Consider the following 19,113-nt stretch of genomic DNA (forward strand, 5'->3'; position numbering starts at 1 on the left):
AATGGGTTTATTACTCCTTACCAGGCTAGATTCAATTTCTTTGGATCCTAATGTTCCCATTTTGCTTGACCATTACAATAGGGAATCAGAATTTCAACATAAAAATGAACGCTGCTATAGGTGATATTGTGATTCTATTAATAGCGTCACAAGACATAAGTAATTGGCTAATAAACGAAGATATAAAGCCGAACACTAATAAGCGACATAATATAAATAATGCTGTAGCTTTGCCCTTTTGGGTACCGACCACTGTCACACCGTCAGCAGTGCCACGAGAAATACAAATAAATGGCTCTGGAACATGGACCGGAAATATTGTTATAAATGGAAATGTGACGATAAACGGGACTAGTACCGCAGAAGATCACATTTCAAGCGGGATAAGTGGCAAAGATCATTTACACAGCGGAGTGACACCGGGTTCAGGGAAAACAGGAAAGCCGGAGGGGTAAAAATGGATATAAAACTTATAACAAATACAGGTGAAATATATTTAAATGACAAGTTGGATATAGAATTTTACACGGAAGCCGAAAACGATCTTGAGATAATTCAAAAAATTGTCTTAATGCTAAACATAAGACAGGGTGAATTGCCATATAACGTAAAATATGGCTTGTCGTGGGCTATTCTTTTCGAAGGGCATGGAAATAATATACAGACTATAAAAGAACATGTCAGAAATCAAATTTTAAAGTATTTTGATGAAGTGGACAAGATATTTTATATTGAAATGGAATGGAGTGGTGAATATATGCGGGCTTTATCATTGAATATAAATTTTACTCTGAAAAATGGTAAGGGGTACGGCTTAGAGGGGGTGAATATATTTGGCTAGAATTGAAGTAACTACAGTACCAGAAAATCAAAACTTGATGTTTGATGAAATGCGTAAATTATTAGGTGGATAATTAACAGCAGATCCACGAAGTGCTTTATATATGTTACTTTTCCCGATTTCGTTATTAGCAAGAATAAAAAACGAGCAAATACAGACGTTAGCGGATAAGATGAAAATTTATAGTTGCGAAGGCATTGAAATAGACGACCAGCTAAACAACTTCGCCTTTCCTCGGAAAAATGCAAACTATGCAACAGTAAGCTTGACGCTTAAGGGCGGTATAAATGTTCAGTTATATGCCGGCGACTTGATTGTCGAAGCTAAAGACGGGACGCAATACACCTTGATAGAAGACGGAATTCTTAACAGTGCAGGCAAGTTTAAATTTGAATGCGATATTCCCGGAGACATAGGAAACAAAGAAGCTGGGGAGATAATAAAATTCATGAAAATAAAGTCCGGAGTTTATGAACTATTGCAGGATAGCCCAGCAACGGGTGGACAGGAAGAAGAGAGCGACAATGATTATTTAATGCGCTGGGAGCTTTCAAGAAAATCAGGTTCATGGAATCTTGACGCGATATATTCGGCACTTCTTAAATTAAATGGTGTAAAGAGTGTATTTGCCGATGAAAATCATGAAAATGAAGAAGTTAACGGAGTACCTGCAAAGTCTATAATTGTTGTTGTTGACGGCGGAGCAGATGAAGAAATCGGGGAAACATTGTGGTTAAAAAAAGACACGGCGATAAAATCAATCGGAAATGTCAAAGTTGATGTGTTAGATGTGCAAGGGAATGTCAGAAAAGTATCTTTTTATAGACCGGAAAAGGTAACAATAAAATATAAGATAGAATACACAGCAGTCAATGGGATAAACATAACGGACGATGACTTAAAGATATTAGTAGAAAACTATATCAACAATATAAATCTTGCTGGGTATCTGACATCATATGATTGCGAAAATAAGACTATAAGATCTGTTTACGATAACACTAAGCTTTTAAACATTGATGTATATTTTAAAAGAGAAAGTGAAACAGAGTACAGCAAGGTACTGAAATTAAACTTTAACGAGGTGGGTTATGCAGTTAACAGTTAAAAATAATTATGAATTTATGTTGTCATATCTGCCTCACTATTTAGCAAGAAATAAGCGGGTGCAGGCATTTATTAAAGCTATTTCTTTAATCTTCGATGATATAGACAATAACCTCAATAAATTGAATAGAATGTGGCTAATAGACGAAGCCACAGGCGAATTTTTAGACGATCTGGGTGAACTGGTGGGTGAGAAAAGAAATAATAATGATGATGAAAGATACAGAAAAAGAATAAAATTAGCTTTCAAACTCACTAATTTTGTGCCTCATTTAAACAGCTTGTTAGAGATATGTAAATTTTATACAGGTTTAAACCCAGAAATACGGCTCGGCTGGGAAGAAGATGGAGAGCCGGGACGTTATGACGTCGACTTTGTTGCAAATAGAGATTTTAATTTTTCGCTTATAGATGATTTAGACCTCGATAGAATTGCAGGCGGTGGAATAAAAGTTAATACAAGAAAATGTATTGATAATTACAAAACCGTACGTTATGCGAAAGGCTTTAAATCAGGAGGTCGAGGCTTAAGGCACGGGGCAAGGCGGGCGCCGATTTGCGATTTTATTTATACAGCTTCGAAGTATTCCGGAAGTTTCAATTCCGCCGGAAACAATTTAAACAAAATGATAAAAATGTCAGGAGGGAAAAAGTGAGTAAAATAATAAAAGTAATAGATGAAGAAATGGATCACCCGCTTGACTATAAGATCTTAGATAGTGGGCGGGGTAATGATATAAAAAGGTTCGTTCCTGAACCCGGAACAAATAATTTGGATAGCGCGACACCAGTCGACCGTGATTTATTAGAGCAAATACAAAAAAATGGAGTTTATGAAGTTGAGACGGTACACACTGTTAATAGTAGTTCAATAGATATTTATAACTGTGAAATAGAAGGGCTGGACGACTTCGGAATATATAAGAATATTTTTATAAAAATGCTTGTAGATATGCCGAACGAATTCGACCAGCCAAAAATAAAGCTTAATAACATAGAATATACAATGTTATATAAGCCGGAAAACGAGGATTTTAAACCTCTTGACACTAGAATGCTAAAAGCCGGGCAGTTTTATAACTTAGTTTTTAACGGCTCGCAATTCATTGTTGAAAACGGATCGTTGCCAGCCACGCCAGACGGTTCTGGAATTATAAGTTTGAATAAAATTGAAGAATTAATTCTAAATTCTTATATTCAAAATTTAGCCAATCCTGGATATATAAAATTATCGAATGGTCTTATGTTGCAATGGTTCACGGGAATAGCGAATTCTAGTAATGGTTCAAGTGGTACAACAATTACTTTTCCCGTTGCTTTTGATAATAATTGTTTGAGCTTGTCGGCAAACGATGTAGGTATAGGGGCGCAGAGTGCTTCCGCTGGCTTAGTAAATCGTTTTAATTGTCGTATATGGTCGAAAGAAGTGACGGGCGGAACTTATGCAACAGGAACTGTACACGTTATAGCAATAGGATATTAAAGGAGGTTATTAATGTATATAGTATTAGAAAGTAATAAATTCATAGGTTTTTCACTTAAAGAAGAGGAAGGATATAAAAATATAGAAATCACAGAAAAAGAACATATTGACTTTATGGATCAACAATCACAAGGTTTTGTATTTTGTTGGAACAATAAGAAAAAGCAACTTGAATCTATAAAATTGAATGAATTTGAATATATAAATGATTCTGGGGAAATTGCGAAAGATACAGAGGCAGAGTTAAAACATTATAAGGATATGCTTTTAATTCTTAAAAGGGGGAGGGTACAGCTCAAAAAGGATATAAGGGACTTCGAGGAATTCGAAGAAGATACCGCAGAACTTAAAGAACAGCTTGAAATAAAAGAAACAGAGATAAAAGAAATGGAAAATAAAATTAAGGAATTGGAGGGGTAAAGGTGGAAAGATTTAATAAAATATTTGACTATTTGCTAATTGTCGAAGGTAATTACAGTGATCACCCAGCGGATAAGGGTGGTAAAACAATGTACGGAATAATAGAAAGTGAGGCGAGAAAATACGGTTATAAGGGTGAAATGCGGAAAATGCCGAAGTCAATAGCCGAAGACATATACAAGAAAAAGTATTACTTAAAAAATAATCTGGATAAGATAAAAGACGACCGTGTCGCCTTAAGTATTTGTGACTGGATAGTAAACTCTGGCACATGGGGAAGTAAAAAGGCACAAACGGCAGTTAACAAGATATTAGGAAAGAATATTTTAACTGTTGACGGGATAATCGGGAATAACTCAATAAAATATATTAACTCTGTAGATCCTGATAGATTTTTAAAAGTTTATCATGAGTTACAAAGAGCATTTTATAAGAGCATAGGAAAAGGCAGTCAGGCGGTTTTTTTGAAAGGCTGGCTTAATAGAGTAGACAGAAAAGAAAAGTATATAAAAAATAATTTTTAGGAGGTTTCAGAATGAAAATGTATATAATAATAGCTGTGGCGGTGTTAATATTAACAGGTGGTTTCGTAATCTACTGTAAAGTGAAAAAACTTAAGGTCAAGGAGGCAATAAGCTTATTCATGGATATAGTCGAAAAGATAATCGGCTCCGGGAATGGAGACACTAAATTCAGGCTATTAAGAGATTTGCTTCTAATGTGGCTTAAAACACAGATTACAAGTAAATGGCTACTGGCAATCGTTAATATACTCTTTTCAACTAAAGAGATCGAAAAAATAGTCAATACAGATCTTAATGTAAAACAGGCTACAGGGATATATAATAATACTTTCGATCTTTCTGACTTCGATTTTAAGAAGCTGGATAAAAAGAATTATGTCGAGTTATACGCAGAGAATGAGTTAAAAGACTTTTTAAATGAGAATAAGGCAAGAATAGGGGTAACATTAGGACGTAAATTTTAATACAGAGGGGGCAAAAATGAGTTTTATAATAGAAATACCGCATATACTTTTTATTGTATATGCGGTAATATTGGGGGCACTGGGGAATGTAACATATAGGGCAGAAAGAAGGTTGCCAATAAAACCAATTTCGGTGCGTGTTTTATGGGGTTTCTTTGCTGTAGCTATATATTTATCTGTGTTGCAGAATTATTTAAAAATAACTGAACTGAATCTTTTGAATGCGTTTCCGATATTTTTAATAGGCTTTTCTAGCGAATTAATCGCGAAAAAAGTACCGTTGATTATAGAGAAGTGGAGCGAGAGGGTTAAGGGTGGTAATAATGAAAAAAAGTAAAAAAGATATTTTGAATTATCCGCGTAAAATCATTGTGAGAATTGCATTTATAATCATTTTATTAAGCACAATACAGGAAACTATAAGGCACAATCAAATTGAAAAAAATTTTAAATCAGTTCGGGAAATAGCCTTTAAATATGAAGGCGTGGAGGAAGAAAAAAAGTTGGAAGAAGAGGAAAGAAAAAAAATACAATTTAGTGATACTTTGAATGTTTCTATATTAATACTTAAATTAAGTTGTATAATTGGGGCTTTATATATATATGATAAAAAATATTTTGATAATAAAGAAGAGGGCTGTTAAAAGCTCTTTTTTATTTCATAGAAAAACTACGAAAAATAAAAAATATTGTTTTAAATGTCAAAAAAACAATAAAAGTATATTTTTGAAAATGACAATATTCCGAAGTATCCGACTTCGATTATTTTGTTTTTTAGTGATAAACTTATTATATAAAATAACTAATTGGAGGTATTTATCATGAGAAAGATAAAAGTAAAAAGCCCAAAAAGAGAAAAGTTTTATACACCTCAAGAAATGCAGACAATAAGAGAAAAAATGTCAGGAATAAAAGTTCCTAATAATTATAGGAATGAAAAAGTGTCGGATCTGATAAAGGAATACGGGGAAGAAAGAACTAAAAAGTTAATAGAAGAAGAGGTTTATTTATTTAAAAACTCTATGATATTAGTTTGGGACGAAGCGACTTACAGATCAATGAACGGAAAAGAAAGCGACATGATTGATTATACTTTCAAAAATAGAAATGAAATTATGAGAAATTCAATGTATGAATTTTTAGGTATAGGAGTGGGAATTTTTTCATAATTAAAAGTTTTATTGCTTAAAAGAAAAAACTTTATTTTGTTGAAAAAATACATTGCTTTTTGTCAATGAATGTGTTATGATTGTTTTAGGGTTGTAAGAAAAGTTAAAATATAGATAGGGGGTTTATTGGTTTTACTGATAAACTCTTTGTTTTTTTTGAAAAGAGGTGTTGTTAATGGAAGATGAGGAGTTTTTAATTATAGAAGGAGAAAGAGAGATTATTATTATTTCTGATACAGAAACAACAATAATAAGGGACAAAAGGGGCTTATGCTGGGGTGAGTAGATTATTTTTCAAAAAGTAGCTGGGGACGGCTATTTTTTAATTTACTCAATAAAATAATTTCTTGATATTTGTTTACAATTTTGTTAGAATAAGAGTGGTAACTTATAAGCGCGAGGTGGTCCTATTGAAAGAAAAATCTGACGAGCCTTTAATTTTTATTTATGAAAATAAAGACGGGTTCTATCTGATTGAGTATTGCAAAGATACACTTAAACTTGTCACACTCAAAAAAAATAATATAAAATTTGAGAAGTGAGGATTGCTTATTTGTAACTTCCTAAGAGTATTACACTTGTTCATGGTTTTGAAGTGTAAAGGGTTAGGCATGAGGCTATTATGCCTCATAAAGAAAGTAACGGGTGGAATAACAAGGTAGTTTATGAAGAGCGTGGTTGCTCTTTTTTTTATGTCAACTTTTATACAATAACTTGAAATATGACCTATATTAGGTCGATGCTATAGACACATTGTTAATAGAGCGAATAAAAAATGAACTTGAAAGGTAAATATAAGGCACTTCCGAAGTGCCTTTTGTATTTATACATAAAAGAAGTTGAATGAGAAAAAATAAAATGATACAATTAGGTAATTATTTTTTATACTTTGTCGACGAAAAAATTTTGGTCGACAAATGGTCGACAAACAGCAAAAAAATGATTTTTTAAATAGACAAATGCAAGTAAAATTAATAAAGTAGATGAAAAATAAATAATTATATTGTATAATTGATAAGAAAAAAGTTTATACTCGCAATGGAGGGAACAAATGTCGAGAAAAAAAAGTATATCCCCTTATTGGATATTACTTGATTCATTTATAATAATAATATTTATAGGAACAGTTCTTCTTACGCTGCCTATATCCAGCGCTACAGGAGAAAGAGTTCCGGTAATAGACAGTCTCTTTACCACAACATCAGCTGTGGCAGTAACAGGGCTTGTGGTAAATGATGTGAGTACTACTTTCAGCCTGTTTGGTAAAACGGTAATAATAGTTCTAATACAGCTTGGCGGTCTGGGGATAATGACCTTTTCGTCAATAATAGTGCTGCTTATATCTAAGAAAATAAGCTACCGGACAAAGAAAATAGTTCAGGAAGACCTGAATTACAACACTTTATTTGACATACAGAAATATATAAAAAATGTAGTAAAAACAGTTTTATTTATAGAGTTTATCGGAGCATTCTGCCTGTTTTTTACTTTTATAAAAAAGTATAGTTTTTGGAAAGCTGTTTATTATTCTGTGTTTCATTCGGTTTCGGCCTTTTGTAACGCGGGTTTTTCATTATTTTCAGATAATCTGGGCGGATACAGGGGAAATTTCTCTGTAAATATAGTTATCTGTGCTTTGATTGTATTCGGAGGGATCGGATTTGCAGTCCTGAATAATATTCATCTTTATATAAAGAAAAAAATAAAAAGAGACAAGAATAAAATAAGACTCAGTCTTACCACGAAAATGGCAGTGTTAATGTCTGCTGTTTTGATAATAGCAGGTCTTTTGATAACATTTGCCGTAGAGTCACATAATCCGGCTACATTGCAGAGTTTTTCACTGCATGATAAGCTGCTGGCATCTTTATTTCAGAGTGTTACCACGAGAACAGCAGGTTTTCAGACCATGGATCTGGCACATATGAGAATAGCTACTTTAATATCATACATTTTTCTGATGTATATAGGGGCTTCCCCGGGATCAACAGGCGGCGGTATTAAGACTACGACAATAGGTGTTATAATATTAGGTGTTTACAGCACACTGACAAACAGGGAAGACATAGAAATAAAGAGAAAGAAAATAGCATGGGATGTCTTTAACAAGGCGACATCCATAGTTTTTATTTCCTTGACATATATAATCTGCATAGTTTTTTTGCTGAGCCTTTTGGAAAAAGACAAAGGATTTCTGGAACTGGTATTTGAAACAGTGTCAGCTTTCGGGACAGTGGGGTTATCAATGAACATTACGCCAGAACTTGGCAGTGTATCAAAATTGCTGATAGCATTAACCATGTTCATAGGAAGGGTCGGGCCGCTCACAGTAGCAATGGCTTTATCAGAGCACAGCAAGAGAAGAGGAAGTTATAAATATCCCGTGGAGGATGTACAGGTAGGATAAATTTTGGAGGTATAAATGGCTAATTATTTAGTAGTGGGATTAGGAAGATTCGGAAGAAGCGTAGCCAGAACACTGTATGAAAATAATCAGGATGTTCTTGCAATAGATGATGATGAGGAGACAGTCCAGCAGGCTATAGACTCAGATGTGGTGAGTGAGGCAATTGTGCTGGATGCAAGTGATGAAACTGCGATAAAAAACGTTATTAAGGATAATTTTGATGTGGCTTTTGTGTGTATAGGGTCAAATATGCAGGCAAGTATTATGGTTACTCTTCTGCTGAAAGAAGCAGGCATACCAAAAATAATTGCCAAAGCACAAAGCAGGGCTCAGGGAAAGGTGCTTGAAAAAATCGGTGCAGACGAAGTAGTATATCCTGAGGAATTCATGGGAAAACGTACTGCAAATAAAATATTAAGACCAACAATAGTGGAGCATTTTAAGCTTTCTAATAAATATGCAGTAGTAGAGGTTCTTGCACCTAAGAGTTTCAGTGATAAGACTCTGATACAGCTTGACATAAGAAAAAAATACGGAATAAATATAATAGGAATAAAAGATAAAAATAACGAGGTAAATATCTCGCCGGCTCCAGATTCTGTGATAAGAGAAGGAGATACACTTATAGTGGTGGCAGATAATAAAAAATTAAATGAATTAAACAGAATGAAGTAGTTTGGAGGAACAGATGAGAGATTATGATGTTATTGTGGTAGGAGCGGGTCATGCAGGATGTGAAGCATCACTGGCAAGTGCAAGACTTGGAATGAAAACTGCAATATTTACAATAACACTTGATAATATAGGGGTGATGTCATGTAATCCGTCATTGGGCGGACCGGCGAAAAGCCATCTTGTGAAGGAAATAGATGCTTTAGGCGGTGAAATGGCATATAATATGGACAAAAGTTTTATACAGATGCGAATATTGAATACTAAAAAAGGGCCTGCGGTAAGATCGCTGAGAGCACAGGCTGACAGGAAAGTATATAACAGAGAAATGAAAAAAACCATAGAAAAACAGGAAAATCTGGATGTTATACAGGATATAGTAACGGAATTAAGAACGGAAAACGGAAAAGTTACTGGGATAAGTACAAAAACAGGACTTGAATTTTCTGCGAAAACTGTAGTGCTTGCCACAGGGACTTTTTTGAAAGGGCTGATGCATATAGGCGACAGAAAAATAAAAGGCGGACGTATGGGAGAGCTTTCCAGCGAGGAGCTTTCTGATTCTCTCTCAAAAGAAGGGTTGAAACTCGGACGTTTTAAAACCGGGACTCCTCCGAGAGTAGATATAAGAACGATAAATCTTGATATTCTTGAAGAACAGCCGGGAGAAACAGAGCAGCTGTTAAAATTTTCCGCTAGAACAAAGGACGAGGACATAAAAGGAAGAAAGCAGCTTTCATGCTATCTTACAAGAACAACACCAAATATACACAGTATAATTCTGTCAAATCTGGATAAGGCTCCTATGTATAACGGTTCGATTGATAGTACCGGCCCGAGATACTGTCCGTCAATAGAGGACAAAGTAGTAAAGTTCAGTGAAAAAGACAGTCATCATTTATTTTTGGAACCGGAAGGTTTTGATACATCTGAGGTGTATATAAGCGGTCTTTCGACAAGCTTTCCGGCAGAAATACAGCAGAAAATAGTAAATAACGTAATCGGGCTTGAAAATGCACATGTAATGAGATACGGTTATGCAGTCGAGTATGATTATGTGGATCCAAGCGGACTGAAATATACGCTGGAATCAAGAGCAATTGAAAATTTATATCTGGCAGGGCAGATAAACGGGACAAGCGGCTATGAAGAAGCAGCTGCTCAGGGACTTGTCGCGGGTATAAATGCTGTACAAAAGCTAAAAGGAAAAGAACCTCTTATATTGGATAGAGCAGATTCATATATAGGAACAATGATAGATGATCTGATTAATAAAGAAATAATGGAGCCGTACAGAATGTTTACCGCAAGATCAGAGTACAGATTAATTCTGAGAGAGGATAATGCAGATCTGAGACTGGCAGAAACTGGTTATAAAATAGGGCTTGTAAGTGAGGAAGACTACCAAAAGACAGTATATAAAAGAGAGTCAGTGAAAAAAATCATAGAAATACTTGAAAATACGAAACTGGGAACAAGTAACGGAAGACTCGTGGAAATACTTGAGAAATACGGGGATTCGTTAAAAAGCGGAACTACCCTGAAGGAAACTCTCAGACGTCCGAAAGTAACTTATGATGATATAAAATACATAGCCGGAATAATGAATGATGTTCCTAATCTGTCTTATGACGAAGATATAGAATATCAGACAGAAGTTCAGGTAAAATACGAAGGTTATATACAAAAATCGTACCAGATAATAGAAAGACAAAAAAGACTGGAAGAAAAAATGATCCCGGAAAACTTTGATTATAACAGAATGCAGGGAATAACAAGGGAAGCAAAGCAGAGACTTAATGAAAAAAGACCGCATAATATCGGGCAGGCATCCAGAATAGTCGGGGTGACACCTGCGGATATTTCTGTTTTACTGATGTATTTAGAAGGAGTGTTGAGTTAATGAAGGATTATTTTAAGCAGCTTCTGGAAAAATCAAATATAAAGCTGGAAGATTCTAAGATAGACATATTGCTCGAATATCTCCGGCTGCTTACAGAAAAGAACAAAGTAATGAATCTCACTGCAATCAGGGAAGAAAAAGAAATATTGGAAAAGCATTTTATAGATTCGCTGCTTTTATCAGAATTATTTTTACATACAGATAAGAAAATAATAGATATAGGTACAGGAGCCGGGTTTCCCGGACTGGTTCTGGCAGTAGTATTTCCGGAAAAGGACTTTCTGCTTGTGGATTCAGTGAGAAAAAAAGTCGCTTTTATAGACGAGACAGCAGAAATTTTAGGACTGACAAATGTAAAAACAAGCTATGAAAGAGCCGAAGATCTCATAAAAAACAGCAGAAGTTCTTTTGATGTGGGATTATGCAGAGGAGTAGCAAATCTTCGGATAATACTTGAGTATATGATTCCGTTCTTAAAAACAGACGGAAGGTTTTTACCGCAAAAATTAAATGAAAATGAAATATCAGAATCTGGAAATGCGTTGAAAGTATTAAATTCCAAAATTTTAAAAATCCATAGATTCAGACTTCCTGAATCAGATGATGAAAGAATAATAATAGAAATTCAAAAACTAAAAGAAACAGACAGCCAGTATCCGAGAAAAACAGGGATACCTGCAAAAAAACCATTATAGGGAGAGAATATGAAGCTCTTAAATCTGGATTCCGGAAAAATAATTTTAAATTCAAAGCAGCCCAGAAAAAAGTTTGATAATGAAAAACTTGAGGAACTTTCAAAGTCTATAAAGGAATATGGGATAATACAGCCTATTATTGTGAGAAAAATAGTATCGCTGAATAAGTATGAGATAATAGCCGGTGAAAGAAGATTCCGTGCTTCGCAGATGGCCGGACTTTCCAAAGTACCCGTGATAGAAATAGCCAGTGATAATATAAGAAGTTTTGAGATAGCTGTTTTGGAAAATGTGCAGAGGGAAAATCTGAATTCCATAGAGGAAGCAGAGGCTTATAATAATTTAATAGAAGTATATAATTATACACAGGAAGAACTCGCAGAAAAATTAGGGAAGACAAGATCAGCAATATCAAATAAGCTTCGTCTTTTGCATCTTCCGGAAAAAGTAAAACAGATGGTAAGGGAAAATAAACTTTCTTATGGTCAGGCCAGAACACTTCTGGCTTTTAAGGATAAAAAACAGATAGAAGAACTTTCTGATGAAATTGTGAAAAAACAATATTCAGTGCGGGAACTGGAATTAATGGCAAAAAGAAACCAGAAAAAAGATAAGCCGGAAAAAGAACAAGCAGAAGCTGTTTTTGAAGGAAGTTCCGATGAAATAGAATATTTAAAAAGTAAATTAATAGAATTTTTTGAATCAAAGGTAGATATTAAGCTGCTGAATGATAGTCAGGGAAAACTTGAGATAGAATTTTATGGTTATGAAGATCTGGAAAGAATTCTGAATATTTTGAAACTGGACTTGGAATAAAAATACGAAACCCAAAAACGAAAGGAGAAAAATCATGAAATATCTTAAGAAAACAATAATAGTATTTATTCTCCTTTTGATGGTTATAACAGGAGTGGTTACGTATATTAACAGTAAATTATTCAGTAAGGATATTCAGGGCATTATAAAAAGCCTTAATCTTGATATAAAAGTAGAAGATGCGAAATTTGTAGGTTACGGCAAAATAAAAATTACAGGGCTGGTTCTTTATGATAAAGACAAAAAGCCTGCAATTGAAGCAAATGAAGGTTATATATATATTAATCCGTTCAGTATATCAAGAGTCAGAAAAATAGATGTATATTCTCCGAATGTAATTCTGGAAAAGAAAGAAGGAATGAAATTCAATATTGTAGAGATGTTTGCCGGGGAATCCGACAAGATAGACAGAACATCGCGGATAGGGAGAATAAATTTTTATAATGCAAAACTGGATTACAGGGATACTTCCTATGACAAGCTTATTCAGAAAAATCTCAATAATGTGAATGGTTATGTACACTTTAGCAAAGCTAAAGGAATATCCCTTGAAGCGGCAGGAGACAATAACGGTGAAAAAATAGGAGTGGTTCTGAAAATATTTTATCCTCAGAAGAGATCACCGGAATTATTTTTACAAAGAAAAGCAATACGTGAAAGCAAAATATACTTTGAGCTGAACTTTGATAAATTCGGAATATTTCCCGAAGCGATACAATACGTCCCTTTTGACGGGTTAGAGGTTTATGACGGTAAAATATCAGGACAGCTGAAAATGGGACTTAATAAAAAGTTTTCAGGAAACTTGAATGTTGAGAATGGTACGGTAAAATATGTAGATTATGATGAAATTTTGAAAAATGTAAATGCAGATGTGATCTTAAAAGATAATAATGTAGATATAGCAACTGGTGCAGAGCTTAACGGCGGTAAACTTGATTTGGGAATAAAATTTCTGGAAAAAACGAAAACAGTTAAGCTGGCGATAAAATCCAATAACATGGACTATTCAGACATAAGAAAATATAAACTTATAAAGGAACAAAATATAGAAGCTTCGGGGAGAATAACAGGAACCTTTAATGCGAATCTGGATTTGGACAAAAAGATATATGAATTTGACGGATTTTTGTCTTCACCTAATTTAAGATACAGCGGTTATAATTTTAGAAATCTGAAAACTAATCTGGTTTATGATAAAAACAGTATTTTGACTCTGAATAATATAAGTTTCGGCTTTAATGAAACTATTTCAAATGTACATATAGCAGCAGATGCAAGGGCTTTGTTTTCATATAATACAAAACAAAAAGCAGGAAGCGGAACATATGAACTGGATAATAAAGGCTCAGATTTCAGCATAGAAAGAATAAACGGGAATTTTGAAATAGACAAAAATAATGTAGTAAGAAGTAATTTTTTCTCACAGGAAACAGACGGTAACTTCGCTTTTGATACCAGAAATAAGTCACTGGAAGTAAATGCCAGCGGAAAGCAGTTTTTTGATCTGAAATACGGGGAAAATAAATTTACACTAAAGCCTGTAATACGAAATCTGAAAATAAATCTGGATAAATTCCTTTTGGTTTCAGGTTCTGCTGATATAGATATAGCCAAAAATAAATATTTTGATACGGCAAAGGTGTCAGCAGTAGTAAGAAACGGGAATTTCGACATAAATGCAAATGCAGTAATAAGCGGGCAGAATATAAGGGCAACGGGTACTACTGACAGTAAATTTAATCACAGATATAAGGTAAGCGGTTCAAACATACATGTAAAAAAGCTTCTTGACAGATTTGACATAAAGGTAGCCGGAATGGATAAGTCAGATTTAACGGCAGATTTTAATGCGAATATTTACAGCAATGGAGGGAAACTAAAAGGTGACTTTAACATTGCGAGTCAAAGAGGTAAATATTTTGTAGAATATGAGAAACTTAATATAAGCGGAGACATAGAAGACCTTCTTGCAGGAAGACTTCAGGCAAAAGTAAGTGCAGGTGAAATATGGCTGAATTATCAGAGATTCAAAAATCTTACCGGTGATGTCAGTTATGAAAATAACGTAATTACAGTGACTAATTTTAAAAATGAAGATTTAAGTGCTAATGTAGCATTTAATATAAAGGATCAGAATGTGAATCTTAATGCACAGATACATAATTATATACTTTATAATGTAAGCAAGCCTGAATTTAATCTGAAATTAGAAAGACTTGATGTAAATCTGAGCGGAAATGTAAACTCACTGAACGGTTCATTATTCATAAGTCCGTCAATGGTAACAATAGATAACAGATACAGCGGTGAGCTGAAGGGAAATATAAATGTAAGAAACAGTGTTTTGATTCTGGATGAGCTTGCGTGGAGAAAAAATACACTAAAAGGAACATATGATTTAAATACACAGTCAGCTGATGTTTATGTTCATATAGAGGAATCAAAGCTGGAAGAATTATATGGTATGGATAATCTTGTAGTTTCTCTGAACAGTGATATCAGGCTTCAGGGCCGACTTGACGACTTTACTGTAACAGGAGATATTAATATAGGGCATATGCAGTATGGTGATATAAAGCTTCCGGCTATAGAATCTACCATAGCCTACAAAAACGGAGATATAAAAAGTATTCTTAAAAAGGGAAGTCTTGATATAACTAAATTTATTGTAAGGGGCGAAGAAGGGGAAGAAATACTTAATACAAGTACAAAAGTAGATGATTTAGCTACATCACAGCTGGATTTTGTACTTAATGACAAGGTGCTGGATCTGACTTCGATAAAAGGACTTAAAGAAAAAGGCTACAGCGGAATTATAAATTATTCACTTATTTTAAGAGGAGATATAGATAATTTCTTCGTGGATCTGAAAGCTGAAAGTGATAATTTCAGCGTATCAGGATTTAGTTTTAATAATTTATCGATAGATGCACAGGCTAATAATAAAGGGCTTAACATAGGGCAATTATATCTGGAATATGAAAATAACCCATTACTGGTAAACGGTTATGTTACATTTACACCGATAGACTATAATATAAACGTTCTGGCTGAAAACTTTAATCTTGATTTTCTGAAAGCAGGAAAAGGGATGAAGGATGCAGGCGGTATTGCCAATCTGGATGTAACATTCACGCCTGATAATACATCAGGAGTCATTGATCTGCAGAACTTTGTATTTAAGGATCAAAAAGGAAGCGTGGATATATCGGAATTAAATGCTAATATTGACATAAATAACAGAAAACTGGTGGTTAATAATTTCCACGGCAATTATAACGGAGGAACGGTTAATATATCAGGTAATCTGGATATACCGGGACTTGCTCCTGATTTTGCAGAGAGTAAAAAACTGGATTTGGGAGACTTCGATTTAAGGATAACACTGGATAAGACAAATATAAAATATGGAAAAACATTTGACGGAGTGCTGTCTGCTGATCTGTCATTTACTGAAAAGGAACTTTTAGGATCTGTAGTTGTAGATAAAGGAAAAATCGCGGATATATCTCAGTTTGTGGGAGAGAAAAAAGACAGTGAGGAAACTGCCGGAAAGAAAAGGGAAAAATCTATAATAGACGGTCTTCAAAGTGAAATTGTAGATATTATAATGGGGCAGTATTCTGCTAATATAAGAATAAATATGATAAAAGGAATTGATCTGGAAATACCAAGTGTAAGTCTTGTGAGAAATATAAGAGGTGTACTGAAAGGAGAAGGAGTAATAATGCTTAACTCCGGTAATATCTCAGCATCAGGAGACTTCTATGTAACCAAAGGTAAGTTTACTTTGAGCGACAGAAATTTTGTTCTGGATCAAGCAGAGTTTTATTATGGAAATAGCGGTTTTGCAGGATCGGAAATTGGAAATCCTTTTGTAGTTGTACTTGCTACCACAAATATAAATAATGATCAGATAAGTGTAAGTATTAGTGGTAACTTAAGTGATCCTCAAATTAAGTTTAATTCAAGTTTAGGATTGAGTCAAGAACAAATATTGGCATTATTGATTTTTGATGCTAGAACAACTGAAAATAGTGATTTTGAAACAAGAGATCAAAATCAGCAGTTAGGAAATCTCGCAGATCCTATATTAAATCAATTGATTTTTGGTTCTGTAATTGGTACAATAGAAGAAACTTTTGGATTGTCAGCGGTATCTCTGAAAACAAACGTACAGACTCAGAGCGCGGACAAAAAAGCAAATGGTCAGGATTTAGGACCGACAATAGCACCATCTATATATATTCAGGATAATCTTTATAAAGACAGATTGTTCTGGAATGTTGAATTAGGTTATGGAGAAGAGAGCACAGCAAGTGCAGGATTAGATTATAATTTCTGGGTTACTTATAAGGTAAGCGAAAAATTTGGTGTAAATTTGGGATTACAAAATTTAAGAGGAAATGACAGCCTTGTAAATAAAACAGACTACTATCTGGGTGTGGAATTTTCCACTAGGTTTTACGATTTTGGGGATTTCGTAAGAAGTCTCAGAAAACCTAAGTTGGAAGTTGTTCCTGAACAGGATAAACTAAAATGAATTTGGAGGTAATTATGAAAGGAAAGTTATCATCAATTATAATTGTGATGGTTATACTTATTTTGGCAACATTTAATATCCAAGCTGCAGAAAATAACGAACTGAGGGTTAGGAATATTCTCGTCTCTAATTTAAGGGAGCTGCCAAGAGAATTAGTAATGAGCAAATTAAAAATAAGAGAGGGAGAAGTATACAGCACAAAGAAAATAAGTGATACTTATCTGGCTCTAAGGGAGTTACCCTACATTAATGATGCTAACTTTTATACACAAGTGGAAGGCGAATATATAGATATCAGAATAGAAGTAGATGAGATGCCTAATGCTCTGGAAATAGCAAAAAGAGAAGAATCCAGAGAGGAACTCAGCAGAAAAACTGAATTTATCGTATCAAGTGTAAAGATAACAGGATTACAATCTTTGAAAGAAGCAGATTTTATAAAAGATATTCCTTTGAAAACAGGAGAATTTTTTGTACCGCAGAATGCTATAGACGGAGCTTCAAAGTTATTTAATTCAGGATATTTCAGCAGTGTTGAACCTAAAGTAGTAAGGGGAGCAGATAATACAATCAGCGTAGAATACGTTGTTGAGGAAAATCCTAGAGTAAATAATATTACAGTAGAAGGAAATACAATATTTACAGAGGCAGAATTATTAAGTGCCCTTGAAGTAAAAAAGGGAGATATACTGAATATAGAAAAAATGGATCCTTCTAAAAACGGTATAATCAAAAAATATCAGGATAACGGTTATACTCTGGCAAGAATTGACGATATGAAACTTGATGAAAGCGGAAATGTAAGAATAATCCTTTCAGAAGGAACAATTGAAGCAATAGAGTATAGAAAGATAGGTAAGAAAAGAGAAGGGGAAAGAAGAACTTCAAAAAGTACAGATTTAAGAACTCAGGACTATATCCTTGAAAGAGAAACAAGAATGAAAGTCGGGGAAATTTTCCAGAGAGATAAAATGGAACAAACAATAAGAAATATATATAGAACAGGGCTTTTTACATCAGTACAGCCTAACTTTAAGCCAAGCGCAACAGATCCTAACGCAAGAATAATAGAAATGGAAGCTGAAGAAAGACCGGCAGCATCTATTAACGGAAATATATCATATGGAACTTCAGTAGGATTCTTAGGAGGAATCAACTATACAGATTCGAACTTCCTTGGAAGAGCTCAGGAATTCAAAGCAGCTATAGAGATTTCTGATGAAGGCGACCAGACATATGAAATAAGTATCTTTGATCCTTGGATAAGAGGGACTGAAAGACTTCAGGCAGGAGCAAGTATTTACTACAGACAGACAAAAGATGATGATGCTTACGGAACAGACTTATACAAAGTAAAAAGATACGGTACCAGATGGACACTTGGACAAGGTCTGAGCGATGATATATATGTAAGAGGGGCAATCAGATACGAAGATGTTAAGGAATACTACAGAGACGGTACAAAAAGAGATGACTACGATTTAGTAGCATTCACTCCGTCAATTACATATGATACAAGAAATAACAGATTCAGCCCTCAAAAGGGTATATACTTAAATTTAAGTGATGAAATAGGTAAAATAGTATCTGACCACAGAAGCTATAACCAGTTTGAAATTGATTTAAGAGGATATCACAGAACATTCTTTAAAGATAAAAACATAATGGCATATAGAGCAGTTTGGGGAACAACAGGATCAGAAACGCCGGAAGCATTAAGATTCAAAATGGGTGGAGCAGATTCGATAAGAGGATATGACTACGGTGACTTTGAAGGATATAATGAATTTTACTTCAACGTAGAAAACAGAACACAAATAACTAACAGTATACAGTTAGTGGCTTTCTTTGATATTGGTAACGCATGGCAGACAACAGATAAAAGACCTGACAGAGACGGAGCAGATAAATTTAAAGACCTGAAATCAGGAGCAGGAGTAGGAGTAAGAATACTTACACCTGTAGGACCGCTAAAATTTGACTATGCATGGCCGCTTGATATAGCACCTGGAGATACTAAAAAAGATAACGGTAAATTCTACTTTAACTTTGGGCCAAGCTGGTAA

19 protein-coding genes are annotated in these 19,113 nt (G+C 34.3%); all 19 read left to right on the forward strand.

The genetic code is table 11. The features are described from left to right. The first annotated feature begins 128 nt into the window (after positions 1-128). The 19 genes from NK213_RS06530 to NK213_RS06615 all read left to right on the forward strand — a co-directional run bounded on the left by NK213_RS06530 (position 129) and on the right by NK213_RS06615 (position 19,113). Positions 129-455, forward strand: coding sequence for a hypothetical protein (locus NK213_RS06530; protein WP_253348020.1), 327 nt, complete (start codon positions 129-131; stop codon positions 453-455). A gap of 2 nt (positions 456-457) precedes the next feature. Continuing rightward, positions 458-841, forward strand: coding sequence for a hypothetical protein (locus NK213_RS06535; RefSeq protein ID WP_253348022.1), 384 nt, complete (start codon positions 458-460; stop codon positions 839-841). Between the two features lie 172 nt (positions 842-1,013). Further along, positions 1,014-1,949 (forward strand): baseplate J/gp47 family protein, encoded by a 936-nt coding sequence (locus tag NK213_RS06540; protein WP_256478667.1) that lies wholly within the window; start codon positions 1,014-1,016, stop codon positions 1,947-1,949. Beyond that, positions 1,933-2,604 (forward strand): hypothetical protein, encoded by a 672-nt coding sequence (locus tag NK213_RS06545; protein WP_253348026.1) that lies wholly within the window; start codon positions 1,933-1,935, stop codon positions 2,602-2,604. Before NK213_RS06540 ends, NK213_RS06545 begins: the two co-directional genes overlap by 17 nt. Then, complete coding sequence (locus NK213_RS06550) at positions 2,601-3,431, forward strand: hypothetical protein (protein WP_253348028.1); 831 nt, start codon at positions 2,601-2,603, stop codon at positions 3,429-3,431. Before NK213_RS06545 ends, NK213_RS06550 begins: the two co-directional genes overlap by 4 nt. Positions 3,432-3,443: 12 nt before the next feature. Further along, entirely contained in the window at positions 3,444-3,851 is a 408-nt protein-coding gene (locus tag NK213_RS06555) for a hypothetical protein (RefSeq protein ID WP_253348030.1), read from the forward strand. Positions 3,852-3,853: 2 nt separating this feature from the next. Next, complete coding sequence (locus tag NK213_RS06560; RefSeq protein ID WP_253348032.1) at positions 3,854-4,375, forward strand: N-acetylmuramidase; 522 nt, start codon at positions 3,854-3,856, stop codon at positions 4,373-4,375. 119 nt (positions 4,376-4,494) lie between these two features. Continuing rightward, positions 4,495-4,839 (forward strand): hypothetical protein, encoded by a 345-nt coding sequence (locus NK213_RS06565; protein ID WP_253348034.1) that lies wholly within the window; start codon positions 4,495-4,497, stop codon positions 4,837-4,839. 16 nt (positions 4,840-4,855) lie between these two features. Next, positions 4,856-5,176 carry a hypothetical protein gene (locus tag NK213_RS06570; protein ID WP_253348036.1) on the forward strand — a complete coding sequence of 107 codons (321 nt, stop codon included), beginning with the start codon at positions 4,856-4,858 and terminating at the stop codon, positions 5,174-5,176. Beyond that, positions 5,163-5,483, forward strand: coding sequence for a hypothetical protein (locus tag NK213_RS06575; RefSeq protein WP_253348037.1), 321 nt, complete (start codon positions 5,163-5,165; stop codon positions 5,481-5,483). The genes NK213_RS06570 and NK213_RS06575 overlap by 14 nt, the downstream gene beginning before the upstream one ends. Before the next feature lie 177 nt (positions 5,484-5,660). Then, positions 5,661-6,008 carry a hypothetical protein gene (locus NK213_RS06580; protein WP_253348039.1) on the forward strand — a complete coding sequence of 116 codons (348 nt, stop codon included), beginning with the start codon at positions 5,661-5,663 and terminating at the stop codon, positions 6,006-6,008. A 410-nt stretch (positions 6,009-6,418) separates the two neighbouring features. Then, positions 6,419-6,550: a hypothetical protein gene (locus NK213_RS20405; RefSeq protein ID WP_256478668.1), complete on the forward strand. Its 132-nt coding sequence runs from the start codon at positions 6,419-6,421 to the stop codon at positions 6,548-6,550. A 509-nt stretch (positions 6,551-7,059) separates the two neighbouring features. Further along, positions 7,060-8,415, forward strand: coding sequence for a TrkH family potassium uptake protein (locus NK213_RS06585; protein WP_253348041.1), 1,356 nt, complete (start codon positions 7,060-7,062; stop codon positions 8,413-8,415). Positions 8,416-8,430: 15 nt separating this feature from the next. Beyond that, positions 8,431-9,090: a TrkA family potassium uptake protein gene (locus NK213_RS06590; RefSeq protein ID WP_253348043.1), complete on the forward strand. Its 660-nt coding sequence runs from the start codon at positions 8,431-8,433 to the stop codon at positions 9,088-9,090. A 13-nt stretch (positions 9,091-9,103) separates the two neighbouring features. Then, positions 9,104-10,990: a tRNA uridine-5-carboxymethylaminomethyl(34) synthesis enzyme MnmG gene (gene mnmG, locus NK213_RS06595; protein ID WP_253348045.1), complete on the forward strand. Its 1,887-nt coding sequence runs from the start codon at positions 9,104-9,106 to the stop codon at positions 10,988-10,990. Next, a complete protein-coding gene (rsmG, locus tag NK213_RS06600) occupies positions 10,990-11,685 on the forward strand; it encodes a 16S rRNA (guanine(527)-N(7))-methyltransferase RsmG (RefSeq protein WP_253348047.1) in 696 nt (231 codons plus the stop codon). Before mnmG ends, rsmG begins: the two co-directional genes overlap by 1 nt. Positions 11,686-11,694: 9 nt before the next feature. Beyond that, on the forward strand, positions 11,695-12,501 hold the full coding sequence (locus tag NK213_RS06605) for a ParB/RepB/Spo0J family partition protein (RefSeq protein WP_253348049.1): 807 nt from the start codon (positions 11,695-11,697) through the stop codon (positions 12,499-12,501). A 34-nt stretch (positions 12,502-12,535) separates the two neighbouring features. Then, a complete protein-coding gene (locus NK213_RS06610; protein ID WP_253348052.1) occupies positions 12,536-17,047 on the forward strand; it encodes a translocation/assembly module TamB domain-containing protein in 4,512 nt (1,503 codons plus the stop codon). 14 nt (positions 17,048-17,061) lie between these two features. Beyond that, positions 17,062-19,113, forward strand: a complete 2,052-nt coding sequence (locus tag NK213_RS06615) for an outer membrane protein assembly factor (protein ID WP_253348054.1) — start codon at positions 17,062-17,064, stop codon at positions 19,111-19,113.

Source organism: Sebaldella sp. S0638 (assembly GCF_024158605.1).
Lineage (GTDB): Bacteria > Fusobacteriota > Fusobacteriia > Fusobacteriales > Leptotrichiaceae > Sebaldella.

What these genes read in the sequence shown, in the direction of transcription:
- NK213_RS06570 (WP_253348036.1), top strand. Translation starts at nt 4,856, where the DNA reads ATGAGTTTTATAATAGAAATACCGCATATACTTTTTATTGTATATGCG.
- NK213_RS06540 (WP_256478667.1), top strand. Translation starts at nt 1,014, where the DNA reads ATGAAAATTTATAGTTGCGAAGGCATTGAAATAGACGACCAGCTAAAC.
- NK213_RS06535 (WP_253348022.1), top strand. Translation starts at nt 458, where the DNA reads ATGGATATAAAACTTATAACAAATACAGGTGAAATATATTTAAATGAC.
- NK213_RS06555 (WP_253348030.1), top strand. Translation starts at nt 3,444, where the DNA reads ATGTATATAGTATTAGAAAGTAATAAATTCATAGGTTTTTCACTTAAA.
- NK213_RS06545 (WP_253348026.1), top strand. Translation starts at nt 1,933, where the DNA reads ATGCAGTTAACAGTTAAAAATAATTATGAATTTATGTTGTCATATCTG.
- NK213_RS06615 (WP_253348054.1), top strand. Translation starts at nt 17,062, where the DNA reads ATGAAAGGAAAGTTATCATCAATTATAATTGTGATGGTTATACTTATT.
- NK213_RS06580 (WP_253348039.1), top strand. Translation starts at nt 5,661, where the DNA reads ATGAGAAAGATAAAAGTAAAAAGCCCAAAAAGAGAAAAGTTTTATACA.
- NK213_RS06575 (WP_253348037.1), top strand. Translation starts at nt 5,163, where the DNA reads ATGAAAAAAAGTAAAAAAGATATTTTGAATTATCCGCGTAAAATCATT.
- NK213_RS06610 (WP_253348052.1), top strand. Translation starts at nt 12,536, where the DNA reads ATGAAATATCTTAAGAAAACAATAATAGTATTTATTCTCCTTTTGATG.
- NK213_RS06565 (WP_253348034.1), top strand. Translation starts at nt 4,495, where the DNA reads ATGGATATAGTCGAAAAGATAATCGGCTCCGGGAATGGAGACACTAAA.
- rsmG (WP_253348047.1), top strand. Translation starts at nt 10,990, where the DNA reads ATGAAGGATTATTTTAAGCAGCTTCTGGAAAAATCAAATATAAAGCTG.
- NK213_RS06590 (WP_253348043.1), top strand. Translation starts at nt 8,431, where the DNA reads ATGGCTAATTATTTAGTAGTGGGATTAGGAAGATTCGGAAGAAGCGTA.
- mnmG (WP_253348045.1), top strand. Translation starts at nt 9,104, where the DNA reads ATGAGAGATTATGATGTTATTGTGGTAGGAGCGGGTCATGCAGGATGT.
- NK213_RS06585 (WP_253348041.1), top strand. Translation starts at nt 7,060, where the DNA reads ATGTCGAGAAAAAAAAGTATATCCCCTTATTGGATATTACTTGATTCA.
- NK213_RS06605 (WP_253348049.1), top strand. Translation starts at nt 11,695, where the DNA reads ATGAAGCTCTTAAATCTGGATTCCGGAAAAATAATTTTAAATTCAAAG.